The sequence below is a fragment of the Clostridium sp. CCUG 7971 genome, from assembly GCF_017590215.1.
In the GTDB taxonomy this organism is placed as follows: Bacteria; Bacillota; Clostridia; order Peptostreptococcales; family Peptostreptococcaceae; genus Faecalimicrobium.
Genome location: NZ_JAFFPK010000044.1, coordinates 1 through 26,217 on the forward strand (window position 1 = coordinate 1; position 26,217 = coordinate 26,217).

The window sequence follows — 26,217 nt, forward strand, 5'->3', positions numbered from 1 at the left end:
ATAATATTATAGAGATTTTTATAAATTTTAAGTAGCATATGGCGATATAAGTAAAATAATTCCTCCAAACGTGGATTAAAACGGGTTTTATTTAAATGATTTAAAATTTTTAAGTCTTAATGCATTACTAACTACAGAAACTGAACTTAAACTCATTGCAGCTGCTGCAAACATTGGATTTAAAAGTGGACCTCCAAATATATATAAAAGACCTTCTGCTATTGGTATACCAATAGTATTATATCCAAATGCCCAAAATAAATTTTGTTTAATATTTTTTATAGTTTCATGGCTTAGTTTTATAGCTGTCGGAACATCCATTAAGTCACTTTTCATTAAGACTATATCTGCAGATTCCATGGCAACGTCAGTTCCACTTCCTATTGCTATACCAATATCTGCTTTAGCTAAAGCTGGTGCATCATTTATACCATCTCCTACCATAGCTACAAATTTTCCTTGTTTTTGAAGTTTATCGACCTCATTTGATTTATCTTGAGGTAAAACCTCAGAAAGTACCATATCAATTCCTACTTGTTTTGATATAGCATTTGCAGTCTTTTTATTATCTCCTGTTACCATAGCTACTTTTATCCCCATATTGTGAAGAGTATCAATAGCAGCTTTGCTACTTTCTTTGACCACATCTGCTACTGCTATTATTCCTGCTAATTTATTATCAATGGCAATATACATAGGTGTTTTTCCTTTCCTTGCTAAATCATTAGATCTCTCTTGCAAACTGATTAAACTTATATTTTCATCATTCATCAGTTTTTTGTTTCCAAGTAAAATAACTTTATTATCTATACTAACTTCAATACCATGACCTGGTATTGCTTTAAAACATTCAACTTTCATAAATTCAATATTTTTATCTATTCCATACTTTACTATTGCCTCTCCTAGAGGATGTTCCGATCCTTTTTCAGCACTAGATGCTATCTTAACAAAATAGTCTTCATCAATACCTTCGCTTAAAACCACATCTGTGACAACTGGCTTTCCTTCTGTTATTGTTCCTGTTTTATCAAATATTACTATATCTATTTTATGTGCAGATTCTAAGGCTTCTCCACCTTTTATTAATATACCATTTTCAGCACCTTTACCTGTACCGACCATTATTGCAGTTGGTGTTGCAAGACCTAGTGCACAAGGACACGCTATTACAAGAACTGATATAAATATTCTAAGAACAAATTCTATATCTTTATTTCCTACGAAATACCATAAAAGAGATGTTACTACTGCTATTACCATTACAATAGGTACAAAATATCCTGACACAGTATCAGCAAGTTTTGCAATTGGTGCTTTTGTACCTTGTGCATCTTCTACTAATTTTATAATTTGAGATAAATCTGTTTCACTACCTACTTTTTCTGTCTTAAATTTAATACTTCCATTTTTATTTATGCTTGCTCCAGTTACTTTATCTCCTACGTTTTTTTCTACTGGGATACTTTCTCCTGTAAGCATAGACTCATCTACTGAAGTGCTTCCTTCTATAACAATTCCATCTACTGGTATTTTACTACCCGGTTTTACTAATATTATATCTCCTTTCACTACTTCTTCTATTGGAGTTTCTACTTCTACGCCTTTATCTATAACTATAGCTGTTTTAGGTTGAAGTCCCATAAGCTTTTTAATAGCTTCTGATGTTTTACCTTTAGATCTTGATTCTAAATATTTCCCAAGTAATATTAATGCAATTATTATTCCTGCACTCTCATAATATAATTGATGATGCATAGCTGATACAGTTCCGTTTGCTATTTGGACTGTTGTATATAAACTATATAAAAATGCTGCAAGAGTTCCTATAGCAACCAATGAATCCATATTTGGACTTTTAGCTAAAATAGCTTTTATACCATTTATATAAAACTTATTACCAGCTCCCATTACAGGAAGAACTAATACAAATTGAATTAATGCGTAATTTAGAGTATTCGTTATAGGGTTTATGATTTCTGGTAGAGACCATGGTCCAATTGGACTTGGTATCATTGGTCCCATTGCTATATAAAATAGAGGTATTGCAAATACTATTGCTATTACAAACTTTGTAAATAAAGTTTTCATTTCTTTTTCTTTTTTTATTTTATTCTCATCTACTGTCTTTTCTTTTTCATCTTCAACTGGTTTATACCCAGCATTTTTTATTGATTCCTTAATTTGTAATAGTTTTACTTGAGATGGATTATAACTTATACTAGCTTTATCTGTTGCTATATTAACATTTATACTTTCTATCCCATCTAATTTTTTAACTACCCTTTCTACTGCTTTTGAACAAGCTGCACAAGTCATTCCCTCAATTTTTAAGTCTATATGTTTATTCTCTTCTCCTTTTTCTACTCCATAACCAGCCTTTTCTACTGATTGCTTTATATCATCAAAACTTACTTTAGTATTGTCATATTCTATTGTAAGCTTTTCTGTGGCAATATTTACATTTTGTGCTTCTACTCCATCTATTTTTTTGACTGCTCTCTCCACTGCTTTTGCACAAGCTGCGCAAGTCATCCCTGTTATTTTATATGTTTCATTAACTTTATTATTCGAATCCATATTAATCTCCTTTCTTTTTTAGCATAGGATATATGTATTTATATTAAAAATACCCCGCATAGGTATAATATAAAACAGTGATTTCAAAAATTTAATTATTTAAATAATGTATACTTAGTAATAGTTTTTATAATCTATAATTAACAACTCATATATTATTTGTAATTTCTCTCATTTTTATCCTTTTAGTTAACTTCTAAAATAAATAAAAAAGCTAGGTAGGCAACCTAACTTTTTGTATTTCTTCCTTTAATTTAAGTTAAAGCTTATCATAATAAATTTATATCATATTACCTTAGTTTAATTTTTATATTATTTAAACTTATCATTTATAATACTAATCATGATTTCTTTATTTTCCTCTAATTGTACTAATCTATGACCATTAGCCCCTGATGGGTGAGGAAAGCCTCTAAGTATTTGTCCTTCTTTTATTATATTTTTACTTACTAACTCATTTAATACTTCTTCTACTGCTTTTCCTAAAGGTATTATAAGCACATCATTAAGCTTATTAAAATCTTCTATGAAGTTTTCATATACATACTTCATTAAAAACTCACTTTTAATTAACTTAGGTGTGTGACCTGTATAATTTTTACCTTTTACAAATACTGAGTATGGAATAAGAGATATAGTATGTAGTAAATAATCTTTATCTTCAAATAATTCACTACAACTAACTATATTTAAACCTTCATTTAATTTTACTTCATCTAACATGCTTATTGTGTTTTTTCTTAAACTTCCACTAAATCTACCATCTCTTTTACACTCATATTTAATTTTTTCTACATCCAGATTTTCACTCAAACACCTTCTTGCAGTAGAAATTGCAGTACTCATTTGTTCAAATCCTGGAGTTATGCCAACTATAAATACCTTAGCCTTAGGGTTTATGTATTCATTATGAGGTGCATAGTATATTTCAACATTATTTTCTTTTTCTATTAGAAAATCATTAGTTAAAAGTTCTTCTTTTGTGTATTTATTTTTTATTGGTAATTTTTTTATTTTATCTATATATTCTTCTAAATGTTTTTTCATAAAATTATCTTCCTTTACAGTTTATATATTTTAAATTATATAGTATTTTATCTATCTAATACACTTATTAAACTATAAAATAATAAAGTCTCTATAAATTATAGAGACTTTTTATATAAATAACAAAGTATATAAAAAACCTAGCATAAATACTAGGTTTTATAATTAATTTCTTTTACTTCTTATATAATCAAATATAATATACGCTATAACAGCTAAAGTTATTATTACTACAACTTTTGTTATCCATGAACTCATACCAAATCTATAGAACATTCTATGAAATGGACTATATCCGCCATAATATCCTCCATAATTTGACCCTCCAAATATTGGACGTGATGAGCTACTTCCTCCATTGTCATTATAGTTTTTATTTGAATTACTACTATCATTATTTTTAGGTTTTGTTGAAAAACTTCCAGAGTCTGGCTTTACACTATTACTTGAGTTTGATTTTGAACTACTATTACTTGGTTTAGAAGAAAATCCTCCAGAATCTGGTTTTATAGTAGTTGATTTTGGTTTTGTTGAAAAGCTCTTACTTCCTCCAGAACTAAATCCTCCTGATTTTGGCTTTGAACTTGATGAAGACGCTACTATGTATTCTTTATAACTCTGATCATATGCATCTATGCTATGAAAGGTAGTAGCTATATAAGCAAATAAAAATATAAATGTCGTTAGTAAACAAGCTATTTTTCTTTTACTATTTTTCATATTATACTCTTAACCCCATTTCTATGAATTTATTATTAATTCTAATAAGTTCATCTTGAGTATCGTCTACTATGACTGATTCATAATATTCTTCGCCCTTGAATTTAGAGTACTTTAATATATGCTGATTATCATAATCTTTACTATCTATCAAATAAACATATCTATGATAATTTCCTTCACTATCCTTTTCAACTAAATATCCTGCCACATTAAATGTAAACTCTTCATCTCCTTGATAAAGAGTCACTGTGTCTTTGCTATTTGTAAGTAAATTATTTTCTTTGTTACATTCACTTACATATTCTTTATCTCTACAGTTAAAGCAGTGATCCATTGGACATACACTTACACAGTTTCTACATTTACATTGGCTACATTTATCTAATTTTTCTATATCCATTTTTTTATCTTGAGTTAAGTATTTATTTATTTCATCATTTGAGTTTTTTTGAGATTTAAATAATTTTTTAAAAAGCCTTTTATCTTCTTTACTTTCTTTTTCAATACTATCTAAAAAATTCATATAATCCTTTAGTGTATCTACTTTTTTTATAAAGCTTCTTTTATTTATTTCTTTATCATCTAGCATCTGTCTTAAATCATCACTTGCAAATACTAAATCTGTATATATTTTATTGTATTTATTTTTTTCTTGATTAATTCTTTCATCCATAAAAAAGTCACTCCTCACAATTTAAACCACAATATTATTAAAGGTAGATAGCTTTTAACCATCTACCTTTATTTTAATATAAAATTACTTTTTCATTTGCTCTTTTATTCTTTCTAACTCATCAGCTACTTTTGAATCAACTGCTGGTGAATTATTTATATATTCATCAAGTAAAGCCTCTTCATCTTTTGGTTTTAAATCTTCTAATGCTTTACCGTAGTTTTCTTTTTGAGAAACTTTCTTTTCAAGTTCATCTAGGTTTATACCATTATCATCATTAAGACCTGCTAATGTTTCATTTATTTCATTGTTTATTTCAGCAACATCAAGTCTAGTAGCTAACTCTTGCTTTTTAGATTTCATCTTAGATATTTCTATTTCTAATTCTTCTATCTTATTTTTTATAACTTGTATCTTCTCATCTTGGTCTTTTATTCTAGCTAAAGTTTGAGTTAATTTTTCTTCAAATTCTAGCTTTTGTTTTACAAAGCTTTGAGCTTTATCAGCGTCTTCTTTTAAGATAGCTGCCTTTGTAGCTTCTTCATACTTAGATATTTTTTCTTCTAATAGTTTTTTTTCTCCTCTTATGCTATCTACTGATGCAATAAAGTTTGCACATTGCTTTTTAGCATCTTGAAGTAATTTTTCCTTTTTAGTTATTGATAATTCTAATAATTCTATTGGATCTTCGTGTTTTTCTAAAGCTTTATTAGCCTTTGCATTTACTACATTTTTTAATCTCTTAAAAAAACTCATTTTATTCTCTCCATTCATATATATAATTAATTTATCTTGTTATCTTTCTTATATAAACTTAATTTCATATTATTTTTAAATTAGTTTATATTATAATATATAATAGCATAAAGCAATTTAAATTTATATGAAATTTATATGAATTTACCAATTTGTAACTATTACATTTATATGATTTTAAAATTTGGAGGGTACCATATTGAGATACGTAATTGTAAGTGTTGTTAAAGGCAAGCTTGGTAATTTTAATAATAACTTAAGAAAGGAAATTTTTAATAAATTTAAAGCAAAGTCATCAAAACTTCCTGCTCACTTTACTATTAAGTCGCCTTTTGAAACTGATAATATAGATGATTTAGAAAATATTTTAGATAGTTTTTCCAATAATTATTTATCTGAACCTTATAAAATTAAAGGTTATGCTCATTTTGATAATAGAGTTATATTTATGAAAGTTTTAATGAGTGATGAAGGAAAAATTTTGCACGATAAACTAATTGATGAACTATCAAAAATTCCTTATATAAACTTTGGTGAAAAAGATGGAAAGGATAAAGTTTTTCATATTACTATAAGTTCTAAAAAAATTCAAAAAATATTTAATGAACTATGGGAATATGTAAATAAGATTGATTGTGATTTTGACTGCCACTTTGATAATATCTGTATTTATAAATGGGAAAATAATACTTGGATACTTCATAATGAATATATTCTAAAAAATTTATATCAAGATTAAAAAATTGAAATATAAAAGAGCTATAACCTTATCTTTATAGAAATGGTAATAGCTCTTTCATTTTAAAACTAACATTTTATACTCCTTATACTACATATATTATCTAATCTAATTTTGATTTTTTCTTGAAATTTAATTCATTTTTAAAACAAATATGAAACTTTTTATTTTATATATTCATTAGTTCATTCAACTTCATAGTCAGGAGCATAATCATAATCTAATTCACCTTCATAACCAAAATATACTAAGCTAGTATTTTCATTCATTTTTCCTACCTCCTTATTTTTTATTATTAATAATATTATAGTTTACATAATTTATTTTTGCAAGTTTTTTTTAGAAACTTTCATTTGTACTTTATGATATGCAATTTCTAAAGAAAAGATTACAGTTTTTAAATTATAAAATATAAAATGCATTTCCAATGACCTACAAATCAGGCACGTTGCTCAGGTCTAGCAGTTTGAAATTACAATAAAAAATACTAAGAAAATTATTTTCTTAGTATTTTTTATATTTTATATTCTATTTTCTATCCCAGTAAACTTAAAAGTATTCCTGCTGCTACTGCTGAGCCTATAACACCTGCAACGTTAGGACCCATAGCATGCATTAATATGAAATTACTTGGGTTTTCTTCTTGTGCAACTTTATGGGCAACTCTTGCTGCCATTGGAACAGCAGAAACTCCAGCTGCACCTATAAGTGGATTAATTTTTTCCTTAGTGAATCTATTCATTAACTTAGCACATAGTACCCCCGCTGCTGTACCTATTCCAAATGCTACAACTCCAAGAGCAAATATTTTTAAAGTTTGAGTACTTAAAAATATTTCAGCTTGAGCAGATGCTCCAACTGATAGTCCTAAGAATATTGTAACTATGTTCATTAAGGCATTTGTTGCAGTTTCAGATAATCTATCTGTAACAGTACATTCTTTAAGTAGATTACCAAACATAAGCATGCCTATTAAAGTTGCTGCTGCTGGTAAAAGTAATGAAACTACTATAGTAACAACTATAGGAAAAATTATTTTTATTTTCTTAGATACCGTTTTACTTTGAGTCATTACTATATTTCTTTCTTCTTTGGTAGTTAAAGCTTTCATTATCGGAGGCTGAATTATTGGAACTAAAGCCATATATGAATAAGCTGCAACTGCAATAGGAGCTAATAAGTGTGGTGCTAATTTAGTTGCTAAGTAAATAGCTGTTGGCCCATCTGCTCCACCTATTATAGCTGTTGAAGCTGCCTCTAGTCCTGTAAATCCAAGAAGTAGTGCTCCTATAAAAGTAAAAAATATTCCAAATTGTGCTGCTGCTCCAAGTAATATATTCTTTGGGTTAGCTATTAATGGGCCAAAGTCCGTCATAGCCCCAACTCCTAAAAATATTAATGGAGGGAATATTCCAAGTTCATCACCCTGGAATAAGTAATGCAGTAGCCCTCCTGGTGTTTTAGTGTGAATCCCAGCTTCTATAACTCCATTAGCTACTCCCACAGGCTCAATTGTTGACATTGGTCCACTCATAACTCCTGAAAGTGGAAGATTTGAAAGTAGCATACCGAAAGCTATAGGCACTAGTAATAAAGGTTCAAAACCTTTTGCTATTGCTAAATATAATAAAATGCAAGCAATTAGTATCATTACTAATTGTCTCCAGTCCATATTAACAATACCCATTGATTGAATAAAATTAATTATAACTTCTCCCACGGGTAAGTCCCCCTTTTCTAAATTTCTACGCTATCGTTACTAAAACATCCCCTGCACTTACTGATGCACCTTTTGATACACTTACTCCTGAAATAGTTCCATCACAACTTGCCATTATTTCATTTTCCATCTTCATGGCTTCCAGTATTAATAGTATTTGTCCTTTTTTAACACTGTCCCCAACCTTAACACGAACATCATTTATAGTTCCTGGCATTGGTGCATTAACACTACCAGAACCTCCACCTGATTGTGGTGATGCTTGAGTTTTTGATGATACCGACTTTGAAACCTGTGGTCTAGGTGTACTTTGTGGTTTTATTTTTTCTCTAGAAACTGATACTCCTTCACTTTTTAACTCTTCAACCTCTACATCGTAAGTATTTCCATTAACTGTTATATTATATTTTTTTATCATTTTTAACTCCCCCTTCTGTTCATTACTTGCTACTCTTATTTGACATACTTTCCCAACTTGACTTAGAGTTATTACTTCTTGCTATTTTTCTAACTAATATATTATTAGTACTATTTCCAGTTGCCGCTGCAATTGCTGCAGTTATTGCAGCTACTAATTCTCCCATATCTTCAGTTTTATCATTTTCCAGCTCTATATGTGAATATTGACTACTAACTGCCTTTATCTCTTCTGGTTTAGATTTTTCTATTTGTAGTAACTTTATTATTACTGCTATTAAAACTAATACTATAAATACTACACTCATTGAAAGTAATGCTACACTAAATCCAACAAGTAACTTATCTCCTATAGTTAAAATGGCAGATGGATCCTTTAGGGCCTCTAATAATTGGCTAATATTCATAATTTCCCCACCTTCCTATAAAGGTATATTTCCATGTTTTTTAGGCGGTCTCTCTTCACGCTTAGAGGATAATGTATCTAGTGCATCTGCAAGTCTTATTCTTGTAAGTTCTGGTTCAATTATATCATCAATATATCCTCTTTCAGCCGCTTTGTATGGAGTTGCAAATTCATCTGTATATTCTTTTATTTTTATATTCCTCATTGTTTTAGGGTCATCTGAATTTTTTATATCATTTTTAAATATAATATTTGCTGCTCCACTTGGTCCCATAACTGCAACTTCTCCAGTTGGCCAAGCAAAAACCATATCAGCACCTAAATCTTTTGAGCACATAGCTAGATAAGATCCTCCATATGCTTTTCTAGTTATAACAGTAATTTTAGGTACTGTTGCTTCACTATATGCATAAAGCATTTTTGCACCATGACGAATTATTCCACCATATTCTTGTGAAGTTCCTGGTAAGAACCCTGGTACATCTACAAAGTTTACTATCGGAATATTAAAGGCATCGCAAGTTCTTATAAATCTTGCACTTTTATCTGATGCATTTATATCTAAAGATCCCGCCATAAATTTAGGTTGATTTGCAATTATACCTATGCTTTCTCCGTTTATTCTTGCAAATCCTGTTATAATATTTTGTGCAAATAATGGCTGAACTTCATAAAAATCTCCATCATCAATTATTTCATATATAATTTCTTTCATATCATATGGTTTATTTGAACCATCTGGTATTATATTATTTAAAACTTCATTTAATCTATTTGGATCATCTATACTCTCAATTATTGGTGCTTTTTCAGCATTGTTTGAAGGCAAGAAACTTAATAATTTTCTAATTTGATTTATACAATCCTCATCATTAACTGCCATGAAGTGTGCTACTCCTGATGTAGCATTATGAGTTGTTGCTCCCCCTAATTCTTCAGAACTAACTTCTTCTCCCGTTACAGTTTTTATAACTTGTGGACCTGTTATAAACATTTGACTAGTTTGGTCTACCATATATATAAAATCTGTTAAAGCTGGTGAGTAAACAGCTCCACCTGCACAAGGTCCCATTATAGCTGATATTTGAGGAACCACCCCTGATGCGATAGTATTTTTATAAAATATTTCTCCATATCCCGCAAGAGCATCAACAGCTTCTTGAATTCTAGCTCCTCCTGAATCATTAAGTCCTACTACTGGTGCTCCTACTTTTACAGCCATATCCATTACTTTACCAATCTTCTTTGCATGCATTTCTCCTAATGATCCACCTAATACTGTGAAATCTTGAGCAAATGCACAAATTAATCTTCCGTCTACTTTTCCATAACCTGTAACAACACCTTCTCCTGGTATCTCTTGTTTTTCCATTCCAAAATTAGAGCATCTATGTTTAACAAAAGTATCTAATTCTACAAAAGTACTCTCATCAAATAGCTTATTTAATCTTTCTCTTGCTGTTAATTTACCTGATGCATGTTGTTTATCTATTCTTTTTTGACCCCCACCTGATTCTATCCTACTTCTTTTTTCTCGAAGTAAATTTAATTTTTCTTGTGACATAAAATCACCCCCAAGTATTTAATTTTCGGTTATTTTCTCTCACTTAATTCTAATAATATTCCATCAGTTCCCTTTGGATGGCAAAATGCTATTTTTGCATTTCCTGCTCCGTATCTTGGTACTTCATCTATCATCTTATAACCTTTATCTCTAACTTCTTTTATTGCTTTTTCTATATTATCAACTCTTACTGCAACGTGTTGGATTCCACCACGCCCACCATTTTTAGCTATAAACTTCGCTATAGGTCCATCTTCAGTAGTTGATTCTAATAGCTCAAGCTCTGTTTCTCCAACTGGTAAAAAAGCAACTTTAACCTTTTGATCTTCTACAGTTTCTGTTCCTTCACATTTTAGACCTAGTACATCCTCATAAAATTTCAAAGTTTCCTCTAAGTTATTTACAGCTATCCCAACATGATCAACTCTTAATATTTCCATGAAAAGCCTCCCTAATTAATATTGATTGTTTCTTAATTTTTCAAATAATATATCACTTATTGTATAAGGATCTATTTCCTTAGTCATAGTTTTACCTAATAATTTATCCATTTCTTCGCTATATTCTAAACTTCTTACTATGTTCGAAATACGTCTTTGAACTAATGCTTTTATTTCTGTCTTATTTCTAGAAAGCCTTTTTTCATTTAATTTATCACTTTTTTCTAGAAACATTTGATGTTTTAGTATATTTTTATAAGTTTCTTCTACACCTTCTCCAGTTTCAGCTATAGCTAAATTTATAGGAGGCCTAAATTCCCAATCTTTTTTAAAATCCATCATCATCTGTATTTCTAAGGATGTCCTTTTAGCTCCTTCTCTATCAGCTTTATTTATTACAAATACATCTGCAATCTCCATAACTCCAGCTTTTATAGCTTGTATATCATCACCTAATCCTGGAACCATTACTATAAGAGTTGTATCAGCAGTTTTTACTACATCAATTTCCGATTGACCTACTCCAACTGTTTCTATAAATATATAATCACATCCATATGCGTCTAAAACTTTTATAGCCCCTTGGGTAGCATTTGAAAGTCCCCCTAGACTTCCTCTAGTTCCCATAGACCTTATGAATACTCCTTTATCTGTACTTAAGTCGTTCATTCTTATTCTATCTCCAAGAATGGCACCTTTAGTAAAAGGGCTAGTTGGATCGATTGCTATAATGCCTACTTTTTTATTTTCTTGCCTTATTAACTTGGCTAATTTGTCTGTAAATGTAGACTTACCAGCTCCTGGAGGGCCTGTTATACCAATAACATAAGCACCCCCAGTATATTTATAAATTAATTTTAGAACTTCTTCATATCCCTCAACTTCATTTTCTACCATTGTAATAAGTTTGGCACAAGCTCTTTTATTTCCTTGTAAAAGAGCTTTAACTAAATTTTCCATAAAATCACTCCTAAGCACTTGCTGACTTACTTTTAACATTTTCCCTTATAAAATCTATTGTTACAGAAGTTGGTGTTCCTGGTGTAAATATTTCTTTTATGCCTTTTTCTTTTAAGAAAGGTATATCCTCCTCAGGTATAACGCCACCACCTATAACTAAAATATCATCATACGCTTCTTCTAATTTTAAAAGTTCCACAACTTTTGGAAGTAAGTGACTATGAGCTCCTGATAATATACTCATTGCAACTACATCAACGTCCTCTTGAATTGCTGCTTGAACTATTTGTTCTGGAGTTTGTCTAAGGCCCGTATATATAACTTCCATCCCTGCATCTCTAAGTGCACGAGCTATGACCTTTGCACCTCTATCATGGCCATCTAACCCTGGTTTTGCAACTAAAACTCTTATCTGTTTCATTTCTGTTCCCCCTTAATCTATCTTTAAAACCTTAAAATAACCATTTTTATTTTATATCATAACAGCTTGCTTGTACTCTCCAAATACTTCTCTCATTACACCACATACCTCACCTAGCGTTGCATAAGCTCTTACTGCTTCTAATATATATGGCATTACATTTTCCTCGCCTTCACAAGCAAGTTTTAAATCTTGTAGCACTCTTTGAACTTTATCATTGTCTCTATTATCTCTCAGTTCTTCTAGCTTTTCTTTTTGTCTTTCTCCAACTATAGGGTCAACTCTTAATAACCCTTTTGGAGCATCTTCTTCTATTTGGAATTTATTAACTCCAACTATTACTTTTTCATTACTTTCAATTTCTCTTTGATATTTGTATGCACTGTCCATTATCTCTTGTTGTATATATCCTTTTTCTATTGCATGTGGAGCTCCACCTAGTTCTTCTATTTTATTTATTATATTCATAGCTTCTTCTTCTATTTTGTTAGTTAAACCTTCAACTAAATATGATCCTGCAAGTGGATCTATGGTATCAGCTACTCCACTTTCATGGGCAACTATTTGCTGAGTTCTAAGAGCTACCATTACTGAATCTTCTGTTGGAAGAGCTAAAGCCTCATCTTTAGAATTAGTATGTAAAGATTGTGTTCCACCTAATACTGCTGCTAGTGTTTGAATTGCTACCCTTACTATGTTATTTTCCGGTTGTTGAGCTGTTAAAGTACACCCTGCAGTTTGAGTATGAAATTTTAATGACATTGACTTTGGATTAGTCGCTTTGAACTTATCTTTCATTATTTTTGCCCATATTCTTCTTGCTGCTCTAAACTTAGCAACTTCTTCTAGTAAATTATTATGTGCATTAAAGAAGAAAGAAAGTCTAGGAGCAAAATCATCTACATTAAGACCTGCATCAAGTGCTGCTTTTACATACGCCATACCATCTGCTAAAGTAAATGCCACCTCTTGAACTGCATTAGCTCCAGCTTCTCTTATATGATATCCTGATATACTTATTGTGTTCCACTTTGGAACCTCTCTAGAGCAGTAATCAAATATATCTGTTATAAGTCTCATTGATGGTTTTACAGGGAATATATAAGTTCCCCTTGCTACATATTCTTTTAATATATCATTTTGTATAGTCCCTCTTAATTTATCTGGCGAGACTCCTTGTTTTTCAGCTACTGCTATATACATGGCTAAAAGTACTGCTGCTGGTGCATTTATAGTCATTGATGTAGATACTTTATCTAATTGTATTCCATCAAATAATATTTCCATATCAGCTAAAGAATCTATTGCAACTCCAACCTTACCAACTTCGCCTTCAGATATTTCATCACTTGAGTCATATCCCATTTGTGTTGGTAGATCAAATGCTACTGACAACCCCATAGAGCCTTGTTCTATTAAGTATTTATATCTTTGATTAGATTCTTCTGCAGTAGCAAATCCTGCATACATTCTCATCGTCCATAACTTCCCCCTATACATAGTAGGTTGAACACCTCTTGTAAATGGAAATTGTCCTGGATATCCTAAATCATTTTCATAATCTATACTAGCATCTAACGGAGTATATAATCTTTTTATTTCCTCGTCTGTATCAAATTTAAATTGTTCTTTTCTTTCTGGAAATCTTGCTAAATTTTTATTAACTTTATTTTCTTCCCATCTTTCAAATGATTCTTTCATATTTCATCCCCCTTAAGCATGTATACAATAGCATGTTTTATATATAAATTTAATTTTAATTAGGCAAAAAAGTTTAATATGTTTATTAAGCCTATATTAATAGGAATTCCTATTAAGTCTGCTAGAAAAGATCCTACTAAAGGCACTATCAATAATGCTTTGGCTGAATCGCCAAATTTAGATGTTATTGAATTCATATTTGCTAATGCATTTGGAGTAGCACCTAATCCATGACCTAAAAGACCTGCTACCATTACAGCTGAATCAAAATCTTTTCCCATAAGCCTAAATACAACAAATACCGCGTATATTATAAGTACTACAACTTGTAGAGAAATAATTATAATCATAGGACCAGCAAGTCCTGAAAGTTCCCATAACTTTATGGTCATAAGTGCCATTGTTAAAAATAAGCACAGACATACATCACCAATCAAATCTACACAGTATGTGTCTACTTTTATTAGTTTTAATTTTCCTCCAAGCGTTCTTAATACTACACCTATAAACATCGATCCAACATAAGTAGGTACTACTACACTTGTTGAATTGGTTATTACAGTACTTATCAAACTACCTACCGTAATACATATTGCTATTATACTTATATGATTTATAATTATATTCGAAGTAATAGCATTATATTCTTTAGCAAGCGCAACTTCATAACCAGAAGAACTTTTCTCATCACATTCACCTAGGTCTTGTACTGGTTTTAATTTATATTTTTTTATTAAGTATCTAGAAACAGGACCTCCAACAAGTCCTCCTAGTATTACGCCAAAGGTAGCTGCTGCTGCCCCAATAGTTAAAGCACCTTCTACTCCTAAACTTTCTATAGTAGCTCCAAATGATGCCGCCCCTCCATGGCCACCTTGCATAGATATAGCACCGCACATCATGCCTATTAATGGATTTATGTTAGTTATCTTTGCAACAAATATACCTATAAAGTTTTGGAATACGAATATAAATCCAGCTAACCCCCAATAAACTAGTAACAATTTCCCACCAGTTTTTACTAGAGATAGATTTGTTCCTAAGCCTACAGTTGCAAAGAAAGCTAACATAAAAGGTGTTTGTAATGTTGTATCCATTGATACTTCAATTATTTGACCATTTTTTAAAAATAGCATTATTATTGCAAATAGTAACCCTCCTATAACTGGGGTTGGTACACAAAATTTATCTAAAATGTTTACTTTCTTTCTTAATACTTTCCCCAACAAAAGAAGTAATGTTGCCAGTGCCACAGTAGCTACCAAATCAAGTTCTAATGTATTCATTCCATTATCTCTTATAAATCCCATCCTATCCTCCCATAGTACAGTAGCTAAGTTTATCGCATAATGCTGATTGCATTGATATTTAAAGTTTATTTTATATTTCAAAAAACTGATTTCATAAATCTTGCAAAGCCTAAGTACCGAACATTACTAAGATAAAAGGTAAAATTTTATGAAATCATTTAAGAATCTGTTAACTTTTATCAACTAACTTATTTAATTTATTACTTACGTATAAATTTATTTACAATAAACTATTTAAATAGAGTTTGTCTCCTCCTTTAAGAAACGTTTTCCTTCTTCAAATGCTTTTATATTTAAATCTTCACTACCTTTCGGAACTCTATTTAAAATTGCAACTTTTATGTGTTCTGGATTTATTTCTGGTACTAAATTACTTAATACACCTAAAGTAATTATATTTGCTGTCATCGGTTTTTTCAAAACGTCATTAGCTGTTTGAAGTATTGGGATTTTATGAATTGATGCTTTGATTTGATCATTTAGTTCTATAGATGAATCTACTATTACTATACTATTCTCTTTTATATATTTTGAATATTCATTAAAAGATTTTTGTGTTAATGAGATTAGTATGTTTGATTTAATTATTTTTGGAAAATTTATGTCTTTATCACTTATTATTACTTCTGCTTTACTTGCTCCGCCCCTAGCTTCTGGACCGTATGATTGTGATTGTACTGCATTTAAATTTGATAATATTGCTCCCTCTGCCAAAATTACACCTGCAAGTATAAGGCCTTGTCCTCCTGAACCACTTAACCTAATTTCCTTTTTCATATACATTCACTCCTAATAATACTTAAAATTTATCTACTACTTTTTGGTATTCTTCAGTATATTCTGGTAAAGTTATATCTTTAAAAATACCTATTGGCATTTTATCTACTTCTTTAGCTTTATTAGTGTCATTGGTTACTATACTATTTTCTTTTATTAGTCTTATTAAATCTACTGCAGATCCTTTTTTATTTTTTCTACCGTAGTATGTTGGACAAGAACTAACTGCTTCTACAACTGAAAAACCATTATGAATTATAGCTTTTTTTGTATACGACAACATTTGATTAACATGATATGCACTTGCTCTAGCAACAAATGTAGCTCCTGCTGCTGATGATAATTCACAAATATCAAATGGCTTATCTATATTTCCATATGGTGCTGTTGTTGCCTTGTCATCCGTTGGAGTAGTTGGCGAATATTGACCTCCTGTCATTCCATAAATATTATTATTAAACACTATTGTTGTAATATCAATATTTCTTCTACAAGAATGTATTAGATGATTTCCACCTATTGCTGTTGCATCACCGTCACCAGTTATAACTATAACATGGAGATTTGGATTAGCTAACTTTACACCGGTTGCAAATGTAAGCGCTCTTCCATGAGTTGTGTGTATTGTATTATAATTAAAATAACCACTCGCTCTTGATGAACACCCTATCCCTGAAACTATACATACATTATCTTTATCTAAATTTAATTCTTCTATTGCTCTTGCTATTGAGTGCATTAATATACCATGACCACATCCAGGACACCATATGTGAGGTAGTCTATTTGTTCTAAAATTATTTTCTATAATTTTACTAGGCATATACAATTACCTCCTCTATACTAGAAGTTATTTCTTCTGGAGTGATTATCTCTCCATTAAATTTATTAATTCCTATTACAGGGCAGTTGTCTTTTACTATTCTCTCTATTTCTAAAATCATTTGACCCATGTTCATTTCTGGTATAAATATATAATTTACTTTTTTACTTAATTCTCTTACTAATTCATTCGGGAAAGGCCATACTGTTTTTATAGATAATAATCCTACTTTTATTCCTTTTTCTCTCAAACAATCAACAGCATCTTTGCTGCATCTAACCATACATCCAAAAGTTACAATTAGTATTTCACAGTCATCTGTAAAATACTTTTCATATAAAAGTATATCATCTAAATTATTTTCTATCTTGTCAGATAATCTAGTAAATAATTTTTCAGCCTCCTTCGTGCTATTTGTTGGGAATCCTGTTTCATCATGTACAAGCCCTGTTACATGGAACTTAAATCCATGACCCATTGGCTCCATACTTGGAATTAAATCTTTTGTAACTTCAAATGCTTTAAATTCTTCTTTGTTACATTTAGCTTTCTTTCTATCTACTATCTCTAATTTTTCTAGTGAACTTAAATCTACTTTCTCTCTCATATGACCTATTACTTCATCTAAAAGTAAAACTACTGGTGTTCTGTATTTCTCTGCAAAATTAAATGCCTTAACTGTTAATTCATACGTATCCGATACAGTTGTAGGAGACAATACTATTAATGAATGGTCTCCATGTGTACCCCACCTAGATTGCATCAAATCCCCTTGTGATGGACTAGTCGGTAATCCTGTACTAGGTCCACTTCTTTGAACATTTACTACTACACAAGGTGTTTCTGTTATACATGCATATCCTATCGCTTCTTGTTTTAGTGAAAAACCAGGACCACTTGTTGCTGTCATAGATTTTTTACCTGCTATAGATGCACCTATTATTGCTGACATAGATGCTATTTCATCTTCCATTTGAATAAATGTTCCTTTAACTCTTGGCAACATTAATGATGATATTTCTGCTATTTCTGTTGATGGAGTTATTGGATATCCTGCAAAAAATTTCATTCCTGCGTGTATTGCACCGTGAACACAAGCCTCATTACCTTGTAATAACTTTACTTTTGTTCCCATACTCTCACCTTCTTAATTAAATATTTTTTCAATGTATATTGCATAATCTGGACATCTTAATTCGCACAACCCACAAAGAATACATTTAGATTCATCCTCAATATACACACTTTCATCATTCATATTCAAGACTTTTTTAGGACAGAATTCTATACAGATTCCGCACTTTTTACACCAAGATTCTTCTACTACTAATTTTTTTCCCAATTTGATCCCCCTACTTTTACCTATATTTAATAACTTATGATTAGCTTAGTAGATTTATTAACAGTGTTTCAAGTTGATTGTATCACCAAATTTTAATAATTCAATAAGTTTCTTTTTTATTGAATGTTTTTCTATGTTTCTTTTATTTTTTTCTTTTTTAGTACAATTTCAAACCACTTATTTATAAAATTTTTGTACATACATTATTTTCTTATTGCAATTAGCAAGTATATTCATATTCCTATTTTTTATAGTATTAAAAAAAAGCCCTATATAAATAGAAATTATATTCTATTTATATAGGGCTTTTTTTAAAGTTGATATTATTTGCAAGATTTTATTAACTACCATTCAGTTTATTTTTATGGTAATTACACTATTAAAACATAATGCTATAAGTAAATGCTGAAACTATAGCTCCACATATAGGTGCTATAACTGGTATTAAAGCATATTGCCAGTCAGAATCTCCTTTATTTGGAACTGGCAGTATAAAGTGTGCAAGTCTAGGACCTAAATCTCTAGCTGGATTTATGGCATATCCTGTAGGCCCTCCTAAACTTAATCCTATACCCCATACTATTATACCTACTGCAATTGGACTTATTCCATCTGCTAATGGATATGTTCCTATACCCAATATTGCAAACATTAATATAAAAGTTCCTATAAATTCAGTTGCAAAGTTTAGTTTTAAATTTCTTACTTCTGGAGCTGTACAAAATACTCCTAATTTAATACTTTTATCTTCAGTTAATTTAAAATGATCATAATAAGAAATTAATACTAATAAAGCTCCTATAAAAGCCCCTATAAATTGTGCTATTAAATACATAGGAACATCTGACCATGAAAACTTTCCAATAGACGCAAGTGCTAACGTTACTGCTGGATTAAAATGAGCTCCACTTACATTACCAAACATAAATACGGGTATTGCAACTGCAAAAGCCCATCCAGAAGTTATGGCTATTATTCCACCATTTGCGCCTTTTGTCTTTTTAAGAATTACATTGGCTACAACTCCGTCTCCTAGTAATACTAATATCATTGTTCCTATTAATTCTGCGAAAAAGCTTGAATTCATAACATTTCCCCCATTAAATTCCCCCCTCATTTCTGAAGGGGGATAGTTATATTAATATGCTGATTTAAATATCTTTACTATGTCTTTTTCGTTTCCTTTTCTTGGGTTACTAAAAGCATTTCCATCTTTAAGTGCCATTTCAGCCATATATTCAAAATCTTCTTCCTTTATACCCATTTCTTTTAATGAAGTTGGTATACCTATATCTTTAGATAATCTAAACATAGCATCTATAGCTTTCTCAGCAGCTTCATGAACTGATAATCCATCTATATTTTCACCCATAAATTCAGCTATATCAGCAAATTTTTGTGGATTAGATATTACATTATACTTGCAAACATGTGGTAATAACATTGCATTAGCAACACCATGTGGCATATCATATAATCCACCTAGTTGATGAGCCATAGCATGAACGTATCCTAAGTTACCATTGTTAAATGCCATACCTGCTAATAATGATGCATAAGCCATGTTTGTTCTAGCTTCTATATTATCTCCCATAGCAACTGCTTGTCTTAGGTTATTAGCTATTAATTTTATAGATTGTATAGCAGATGCATCAGTTACTGGGTTTGCATCTTTAGAAACGTAAGCTTCTACTGCATGAGTTAATGCATCCATTCCTGTTGCTGCAGTAAGTCCTGCTGGTTTTCCAACCATTAACTCTGGGTCATTGAAAGATACTAATGGTAAGTTTCTCCAACTTACTATAACATATTTAACTTTTGTCTTTGTATTAGTTATAACACAATGTCTAGTAACTTCACTTGCAGTTCCTGCTGTAGTATTTACTGCTATTATTGGTGGTAATGCATTAGTTAAAGTTTCTATACCTGCATAGTCATATAAATCGCCTTCATGAGTTGCAGCTATACCTATACCTTTACCACAGTCATGAGGTGAACCTCCACCTACTGTAACTATCATATCACATTTCTCTTCTTTAAATATTTTTAAACCGTCAGCTACATTAGTGTCTTTTGGATTTGGCTCTACCCCATCATATATAGCAACTTCAAGACCTGCTTCTTTTAGATATTTTATAGTTTGTTCTACAGCTCCATTTTCTTGATTTCTTAAGAATTTATCTGTAACTATTAGGACTTTTTTCCCACCTAATATTTTAGCTCTTTCTCCAATAACTTTTAAGCATCCAGGTCCCATAAAGTTTACACTTGGTACTAAATAATCATACATTCTACTCATTTTATATTCCTCCAAATTTTTATATTATTTTTTATTTATGAAAAGCATCAACAGCAGCTTGTGCTATTGACATATCTTCCTCTACAGTTCCCCCACTTACACCTACTGCTCCAACAACTTGGTTATCTACTACTATTGGCAATCCTCCACCAAATGGTACTATTCTTGAATTATTAGTAAGTTGAAGTCCATATAAAGATGCTCCTGGTTGAACAGCATCCGCTATTTCATGCGATCCTTGTTTTAGACAAACTGCTGTAAATGCCTTATTTATTGATATATCTATACTTGTTACAAAAGCATCTTCCATTCTATGCATTAACATAAGATTTCCACCTTTATCAACTGCTGAGAATACTACAGGTACATTTATTTCTAATGCTTTTTCTTCTGCTGCCTTAGCCATTGCTTTAACTATTTCTAAGCTTAATTCTTTGTATTCATTTAGCTTTTTCATAGTAATATCACCTCATTATATTTTTTTTAGTTCTATCCCTTTAACTAATCTAGCTCCATTAGCTCCTACATTTCTTAACTTACTGTAGTCATGATTAAGTTCTATACTAATTAAAGGAGTATTTTTATCTAATTTACTTGTAGTTAAAGATATCTTATCTTTACTTATACCTATTCCTATTCCTAATCTAGACTTTAAAGATGCTTCGTGACTTAGATTATTAGAGGTATCTTTTTCTTTAGATTCCACTTTATACGGAATACCTTCTTCTTCTATTCCCCACAAAATTTCTTTGAATTCATCTATATCTATATCATTACAATGAAATACGTAAACACTTGGTGTATCTAAATCATAGCTTTTTATAATCATAATAAACTCCTTAGTTAGAAGATAGTATAAGACCTGTTGCTACTGCATTTCTCGGACCTTCTGTTCCTCTTATATTTCCTCTACCTGCAACAACTCCATAGTGAGATAGTGAATCTGTTATAAGTTGTGGCACTTCAAAGTCAAGAGACGAACCCCCAACTAATACAACAAACTCTATATCTCTAATATTTCCAGTAGGAGAAACTACACTAAGAGCTCTTAGACAATTTGTTACAAATACTTTTTCTTTTGCTTGTCTTCTTATGTTTTTTATTTTTTCTACTGAGTTTTGACCTTCTATTGGTATTAACTCATTGTCTTTTATAATTACAACCTTTGCAAATACTGATGGGTCTAGTGGTTTTTCAAAGAATTCTACACTACCATCTTCATGCCTTATATTAAATAAAGATTCTACTTTCGCTAGAGAGCATTTTTTTATATCTTCGGCTGTTGAGAAATCTTCAAGACCAAGTTCTGATTTTATAAGCATAGTTACCATATTTCCAGCACCTGCTAAGTGTATAGATTTTATTTCACCTTGCTTATTAATTATTGATGCATCTGTTGAACCAGCTCCCATATCTAATATTGCAAGAGGTGCACTAGTTCCTGGAGTTGTTAAAGCACCTTTTATTGCAACGTCAGCCTCAACTCCTCCAACTTCTACTTTTATGTCTAAAATACTTTCTAGCTCTTTTGCTATCATTTGCATTTGTAGTTTATCAGCTTTAACCATAACTGCTATACCTACAGCATTTTCCATAGAAAATTCTTTAGCCAGACCTCCCTTTACATTTTGTGGTGTAAATGTGTCTACTGCTAATAAGTCTTGAATTTTTATATCAGATATATTTTGATCTGTAAGGTTACTCATTACTTGCCTTACTCTCTCAATCATACCTCCTACGTTAGTTCCGGACTCTCCTTTTATATCTTCAATCGGTAAGCTTAAAGTTACTGCGTTCATTATTTCTTCTGCACCTTGGTCAACATCAACAATTTCTTTTCTTCTTTGACCTTCAATAATTACTTTTCCAGCTGGGATCTTCTTTTCTTTTACATCACCTTTTGGAGTTTTTATAACTACTGCTGATCTATTACCTATTAGTGCTCTAGATATAGGAACTATCATTTTAGTCTCTTCTGACGTTAAATCAAATACAGTCGCTATACCATATGGATTTGAAAGTTTATCTATAACTTTTCCAGTTCGTGCAACTTCTACTGCACACAACATGTTTAAAGGTACTTTTTCTAGTAGTGTTACTTCATCTACTATCGGTATACTTTTATTTAATCTATTATTAATTAAAACAGCATCATCTCTTTGTACTATTGCACCGGTTATGTTTATGCCATTTTCAATTGCATAATTTATTCTAAATACTGCTTCTAAAAAATTCATATCATTTAGTACTAACGGAATATAACTTTCTTTTAAAGCTTCACCTTCTAATAATTCTAAATCTTTTATGTTTATAGTTTTTCCCGTTCCAAGTCCTTCTCCACCAGGTGTGGATGGATTATGACCTATCATAGTCGATTCAGTTATTATTGTTTCAGTTATAGTTTCCATCGCAACATCACCTATAACCGGAGCAGCTTCGTTTATTCTTACTAAATCTAAATCTTTAATTTGTAAATTTGCATTTTTAAGTGCCATTTTTAAAGATGAAATAACTCCAGTTATATTTTCTTTAGTTCCTTTTATTCCGCTAGTTGGAACTATACCACTTGAAATAAACTCTTTTTTGTTATCATTTACTTTTGCTATAGCTACTTCTGTGGTAGCATTTCCAATGTCTACACCTGCTATTATTTTCATTATTTTACATCCTTTTTATTCTACTCTTAATTTTTTTCTAGTTTCATAAACTTGAGCAGCTTCTCTTATAAATTCTGCATTTACTTTAGCATTGTATTTTTTTTCAAGTTCATCTGCGATTTCTAATAACTCTTCTTTAGTAGATCTAAAAGGTCTTAATGCGTTATATATTTCTAGTATTCTTTCATCAGGAACACTTATAAGTTCACCTGCTCTTCTGAAGTTTCTAGCTATTGCATCTCTGCCCATCCCTTCAGCTATTTGAGCTTGCATCTCTAAAGTTTCTTTAGATATTCTTATATCTTCAGGTTTTATTTCTCCTGACATAACAGTTTCTAATGTTATATCATTTAATTTTTTGCCTGTTGGAGTATTTATACTACCAGGTATTTTAGTTGCTAAAGGATATTCTTTAGCAGTCATTTTAGTTGATTGCATTGGTGTGTCTCCTTTCCTAATTAAAATTTAACTTCTATTTGAACTGGTTTGTTATTTTCTACAATGTGCTTAGTTTCTTTTATATGAAGTAGTGCAGCTATTGCCATAAACTTAGGTCTTGCCATTTGGTCATTTCTTGTAGGTACTGGATTTGGAGATTCTCCCTTTGCATATTTTGCTGCATTTTTCCCTATTAATCTAAATGTTTCTAAGTCTAGTAATGGAGCTTGTGGGAATAATTCTATATTATTTAAAGGTAATAAATCCTTTTGGTGAATTATTGTTGTTCCTTTCGATTGAATTCCTATTCCAATTCCTGATCCACTATATTTTGCTGCATCATTTCCCATAAATGAAACGTCTGAAGTTCTTAAAACCCTAACTACACGAGCATGTAATCCTTCTTCTTCAATACCTGCTATAAGTTCTCTTAAAACTTCCTCATGTTTTATTCCAACTATAGTTTTAGTTTGTTCTTTTAAAAATGAAGGTCCTATTCCTATAACAACTTCGTCTGATCTTTTTCCAACGCACGCCTCTCCCACTTCTTCAATTTTAAGAATTGGCATTACAAACTTATTCATATATATCAGCCCCTTAATCTATATCTTCTGGTTTTATTACGTTTGGTATATTTTTTATTTCATTCCATCTTTCTTCGCTTATTCTATATCCTGTTCCAGGACCTTGGTAATCATTTACATCGTTTACAGCGCTTATAACATCAAATTTTTCATCTAATATAGCTGATGTTTGTAAGTAATCTCCTGTAACTCTTTGCTTTAACATGTTTAATATATTTTGTGCAACATCATCAAATCCGTGTTTGCTTAATGCTTTAACTATATCTAATCCAGTTATTCTGTTTTTAAGCATTTCTTCAGCAGCTTTTAAGTCTTCAACTATATTTCTCTCTGGCATGTCTTTACTTCCATGAGCGTAAGTTGCAGCTTCTACTTCTTCATCAGTTACTGTTGGGAATCTTAATTCCTTAAATACTGCTTGTATAGCTCTTGCTGCTTTATTTCTTATTGCTACTGTTTCCTCTTCATTTACTGGTCTTAAACCACCATCTACCATTAAATCTCTTTGAAGTATATTGTAATCATCAAAGTCTTCAGCATCAAAGTTTGAACCAGCAAACATGTTATCGTAGTTTGGAACTGCACTGTATCCTGAGAATATAAAGTCTGTTCCTGGTAGCATTTGCATTAATGTTCTAGCTGTTCTTCTTATATCTGAATGAGAGAACGTTTGGTCATTTGCAGAAGCAACTTCTATATCTAACATAGAAGCTATTAAGTTTTCAGCAAGTACTGCTCTTATTCCTGATGGAACAGCACCTGTCATACCTATACAACTAACTGCACCATTTTGAAGTCCTTGAACTCCTGCACCTTTAGTTATATATATACATCTAGACTCTAGGTAAAGCATTGATTTTCCTTCAGCATATCCCATTAATGCTTCTGAACCTGTACCTGATGTATATCTCATTTTTAATCCTCTTGAAGCATAAGCTGATGCTAAGAATGTTTTTGACCAAGGAGTATCATCACCATCTGTAAATACTGATTCTGTTCCATATACAGAAACTGTTTCAGCATAACTTGTAAGTCCTCTCATACCTAAGTCAAGTTCAGTTGCTTCTTCAACAGAGCATTGAGTTAAAACTCCCCCACGACCAACTTGAGAACCTATAAGTATTGCTAATGCATTAAATGGTGCGTATCTTGTTATAGCAACAGTTGTTTCTTGTTCAGAGAAACCTCTTATACCAGCTTCAGCAGCATCAGCAGCTATTTGAACTGGGTTGTCTTTAAGGTTAGTTACGTGACATTGGTTTGATGGAGTTTTTCTAGCACGCATTTTTTGCATTGCCATCATCATTTCAACAACATTCATGTGCGATACAACTTCTACTATTTTAGCAGGAGTTATAGATGTACTTATTTTTACTATTTCTTCTCTTCCTACATTTATATCAACTAATTTTTTTGCGATTTCTAAAGAATTCATATTCATATATTCTTCAGCTTTTTCTAAGTTTATAGCGTAATCTGCTATAAATCTATCTATCATATCAAAGTCTTCTCTTTTTTTACTATCTAATTCAACAACTTTACCATGTTCTAATTTTATAGAAGGTTTAGGGTCATTAGGACTATTCATTGCAATTAATCCTTCATCTGCCCATTCTCCAATAATACCATCTTGGTTTACTGGACGTTTAGCTAAAGCTTCAAATCTTTTTGATTTCACTTTTTATTTCCCCCTTAGATTAACAAATTCGTTTTCCTTGTTATAATTTTAACTTGTTTTTTCATTAATTCCATCTTAATATTTTGCTTTTATATATGACTTTTTCACCTTTTTTCATAAGCAGAAATAGGATTATTTTGTCTTCATGATAATTACTTATAA

27 protein-coding genes are annotated in these 26,217 nt (G+C 30.8%); 1 reads left to right on the forward strand and 26 read right to left on the reverse strand.

Going from position 1 to position 26,217, the window contains the following annotated elements; all coding sequences use genetic code 11:
- Positions 1 to 87: 87 nt before the first annotated feature.
- From JWF52_RS06270 to JWF52_RS06290, 5 genes are all read right to left on the reverse strand, one after another.
- A complete protein-coding gene (locus tag JWF52_RS06270; protein ID WP_208332599.1) occupies positions 88 to 2,580 on the reverse strand; it encodes a heavy metal translocating P-type ATPase in 2,493 nt (830 codons plus the stop codon).
- A gap of 312 nt (positions 2,581 to 2,892) precedes the next feature.
- Entirely contained in the window at positions 2,893 to 3,627 is a 735-nt protein-coding gene (locus JWF52_RS06275) for a hypothetical protein (RefSeq protein WP_208332600.1), read from the reverse strand.
- Between the two features lie 165 nt (positions 3,628 to 3,792).
- Positions 3,793 to 4,347, reverse strand: a complete 555-nt coding sequence (locus tag JWF52_RS06280) for a hypothetical protein (RefSeq protein ID WP_208332603.1) — start codon at positions 4,345 to 4,347, stop codon at positions 3,793 to 3,795.
- A 1-nt stretch (position 4,348) separates the two neighbouring features.
- Positions 4,349 to 5,023, reverse strand: coding sequence for a hypothetical protein (locus JWF52_RS06285; RefSeq protein ID WP_208332605.1), 675 nt, complete (start codon positions 5,021 to 5,023; stop codon positions 4,349 to 4,351).
- 84 nt (positions 5,024 to 5,107) lie between these two features.
- Entirely contained in the window at positions 5,108 to 5,779 is a 672-nt protein-coding gene (locus JWF52_RS06290; RefSeq protein WP_208332607.1) for a PspA/IM30 family protein, read from the reverse strand.
- A 199-nt stretch (positions 5,780 to 5,978) separates the two neighbouring features.
- Between JWF52_RS06290 and JWF52_RS06295 the strand changes: the two genes are divergently transcribed.
- Positions 5,979 to 6,518: a 2'-5' RNA ligase family protein gene (locus tag JWF52_RS06295; protein ID WP_208332609.1), complete on the forward strand. Its 540-nt coding sequence runs from the start codon at positions 5,979 to 5,981 to the stop codon at positions 6,516 to 6,518.
- A 535-nt stretch (positions 6,519 to 7,053) separates the two neighbouring features.
- Here JWF52_RS06295 and JWF52_RS06300 read toward each other — a convergent pair.
- The 21 genes from JWF52_RS06300 to JWF52_RS06400 form a co-directional block, all read right to left on the reverse strand.
- Positions 7,054 to 8,205: a sodium ion-translocating decarboxylase subunit beta gene (locus tag JWF52_RS06300; RefSeq protein ID WP_286184032.1), complete on the reverse strand. Its 1,152-nt coding sequence runs from the start codon at positions 8,203 to 8,205 to the stop codon at positions 7,054 to 7,056.
- 58 nt (positions 8,206 to 8,263) lie between these two features.
- On the reverse strand, positions 8,264 to 8,656 hold the full coding sequence (locus tag JWF52_RS06305; protein WP_286184027.1) for a biotin/lipoyl-containing protein: 393 nt from the start codon (positions 8,654 to 8,656) through the stop codon (positions 8,264 to 8,266).
- A 22-nt stretch (positions 8,657 to 8,678) separates the two neighbouring features.
- Complete coding sequence (locus JWF52_RS06310; RefSeq protein ID WP_208332612.1) at positions 8,679 to 9,062, reverse strand: OadG family protein; 384 nt, start codon at positions 9,060 to 9,062, stop codon at positions 8,679 to 8,681.
- Between the two features lie 15 nt (positions 9,063 to 9,077).
- A complete protein-coding gene (gene mmdA, locus JWF52_RS06315) occupies positions 9,078 to 10,625 on the reverse strand; it encodes a methylmalonyl-CoA decarboxylase subunit alpha (RefSeq protein WP_208332613.1) in 1,548 nt (515 codons plus the stop codon).
- A gap of 29 nt (positions 10,626 to 10,654) precedes the next feature.
- Positions 10,655 to 11,065 carry a methylmalonyl-CoA epimerase gene (gene mce / locus JWF52_RS06320; protein WP_208332615.1) on the reverse strand — a complete coding sequence of 137 codons (411 nt, stop codon included), beginning with the start codon at positions 11,063 to 11,065 and terminating at the stop codon, positions 10,655 to 10,657.
- Positions 11,066 to 11,080: 15 nt separating this feature from the next.
- Entirely contained in the window at positions 11,081 to 12,025 is a 945-nt protein-coding gene (gene meaB / locus JWF52_RS06325) for a methylmalonyl Co-A mutase-associated GTPase MeaB (protein WP_208332617.1), read from the reverse strand.
- Between the two features lie 10 nt (positions 12,026 to 12,035).
- A complete protein-coding gene (locus tag JWF52_RS06330; RefSeq protein WP_208332619.1) occupies positions 12,036 to 12,446 on the reverse strand; it encodes a cobalamin B12-binding domain-containing protein in 411 nt (136 codons plus the stop codon).
- A 51-nt stretch (positions 12,447 to 12,497) separates the two neighbouring features.
- Positions 12,498 to 14,147: an acyl-CoA mutase large subunit family protein gene (locus tag JWF52_RS06335; RefSeq protein ID WP_208332621.1), complete on the reverse strand. Its 1,650-nt coding sequence runs from the start codon at positions 14,145 to 14,147 to the stop codon at positions 12,498 to 12,500.
- A gap of 59 nt (positions 14,148 to 14,206) precedes the next feature.
- Positions 14,207 to 15,457 carry a sodium/glutamate symporter gene (gene gltS / locus JWF52_RS06340; RefSeq protein WP_208332622.1) on the reverse strand — a complete coding sequence of 417 codons (1,251 nt, stop codon included), beginning with the start codon at positions 15,455 to 15,457 and terminating at the stop codon, positions 14,207 to 14,209.
- A 234-nt stretch (positions 15,458 to 15,691) separates the two neighbouring features.
- Positions 15,692 to 16,234, reverse strand: a complete 543-nt coding sequence (locus JWF52_RS06345) for a 2-oxoacid:acceptor oxidoreductase family protein (protein ID WP_286184028.1) — start codon at positions 16,232 to 16,234, stop codon at positions 15,692 to 15,694.
- A gap of 22 nt (positions 16,235 to 16,256) precedes the next feature.
- Positions 16,257 to 17,057: a 2-oxoacid:ferredoxin oxidoreductase subunit beta gene (locus tag JWF52_RS06350; RefSeq protein ID WP_208332624.1), complete on the reverse strand. Its 801-nt coding sequence runs from the start codon at positions 17,055 to 17,057 to the stop codon at positions 16,257 to 16,259.
- The gene (locus tag JWF52_RS06355; RefSeq protein WP_208332625.1) at positions 17,050 to 18,192 is read right to left on the reverse strand and encodes a 2-oxoacid:acceptor oxidoreductase subunit alpha; all 1,143 of its coding nucleotides are present in this window, start codon (positions 18,190 to 18,192) and stop codon (positions 17,050 to 17,052) included. Before JWF52_RS06355 ends, JWF52_RS06350 begins: the two co-directional genes overlap by 8 nt.
- A 12-nt stretch (positions 18,193 to 18,204) precedes the next feature.
- Positions 18,205 to 18,399, reverse strand: a complete 195-nt coding sequence (locus JWF52_RS06360; RefSeq protein WP_286184029.1) for a ferredoxin family protein — start codon at positions 18,397 to 18,399, stop codon at positions 18,205 to 18,207.
- 379 nt (positions 18,400 to 18,778) lie between these two features.
- Positions 18,779 to 19,486: an MIP/aquaporin family protein gene (locus tag JWF52_RS06365; RefSeq protein WP_208332626.1), complete on the reverse strand. Its 708-nt coding sequence runs from the start codon at positions 19,484 to 19,486 to the stop codon at positions 18,779 to 18,781.
- Positions 19,487 to 19,537: 51 nt separating this feature from the next.
- Complete coding sequence (locus tag JWF52_RS06370; protein WP_208332627.1) at positions 19,538 to 20,698, reverse strand: iron-containing alcohol dehydrogenase; 1,161 nt, start codon at positions 20,696 to 20,698, stop codon at positions 19,538 to 19,540.
- Positions 20,699 to 20,729: 31 nt separating this feature from the next.
- The gene (locus tag JWF52_RS06375; RefSeq protein ID WP_208332628.1) at positions 20,730 to 21,155 is read right to left on the reverse strand and encodes a GlcG/HbpS family heme-binding protein; all 426 of its coding nucleotides are present in this window, start codon (positions 21,153 to 21,155) and stop codon (positions 20,730 to 20,732) included.
- A gap of 15 nt (positions 21,156 to 21,170) precedes the next feature.
- Entirely contained in the window at positions 21,171 to 21,527 is a 357-nt protein-coding gene (locus JWF52_RS06380; RefSeq protein ID WP_208332630.1) for a glycerol dehydratase reactivase beta/small subunit family protein, read from the reverse strand.
- 10 nt (positions 21,528 to 21,537) lie between these two features.
- The gene (locus JWF52_RS06385) at positions 21,538 to 23,355 is read right to left on the reverse strand and encodes a diol dehydratase reactivase subunit alpha (RefSeq protein WP_208332632.1); all 1,818 of its coding nucleotides are present in this window, start codon (positions 23,353 to 23,355) and stop codon (positions 21,538 to 21,540) included.
- Positions 23,356 to 23,370: 15 nt separating this feature from the next.
- A complete protein-coding gene (locus tag JWF52_RS06390; RefSeq protein WP_208332634.1) occupies positions 23,371 to 23,793 on the reverse strand; it encodes a diol dehydratase small subunit in 423 nt (140 codons plus the stop codon).
- Between the two features lie 20 nt (positions 23,794 to 23,813).
- Positions 23,814 to 24,377 carry a propanediol/glycerol family dehydratase medium subunit gene (locus tag JWF52_RS06395; protein WP_208332636.1) on the reverse strand — a complete coding sequence of 188 codons (564 nt, stop codon included), beginning with the start codon at positions 24,375 to 24,377 and terminating at the stop codon, positions 23,814 to 23,816.
- Positions 24,378 to 24,390: 13 nt separating this feature from the next.
- Positions 24,391 to 26,055 carry a propanediol/glycerol family dehydratase large subunit gene (locus JWF52_RS06400; RefSeq protein WP_208332638.1) on the reverse strand — a complete coding sequence of 555 codons (1,665 nt, stop codon included), beginning with the start codon at positions 26,053 to 26,055 and terminating at the stop codon, positions 24,391 to 24,393.
- Positions 26,056 to 26,217: the final 162 nt, after the last annotated feature.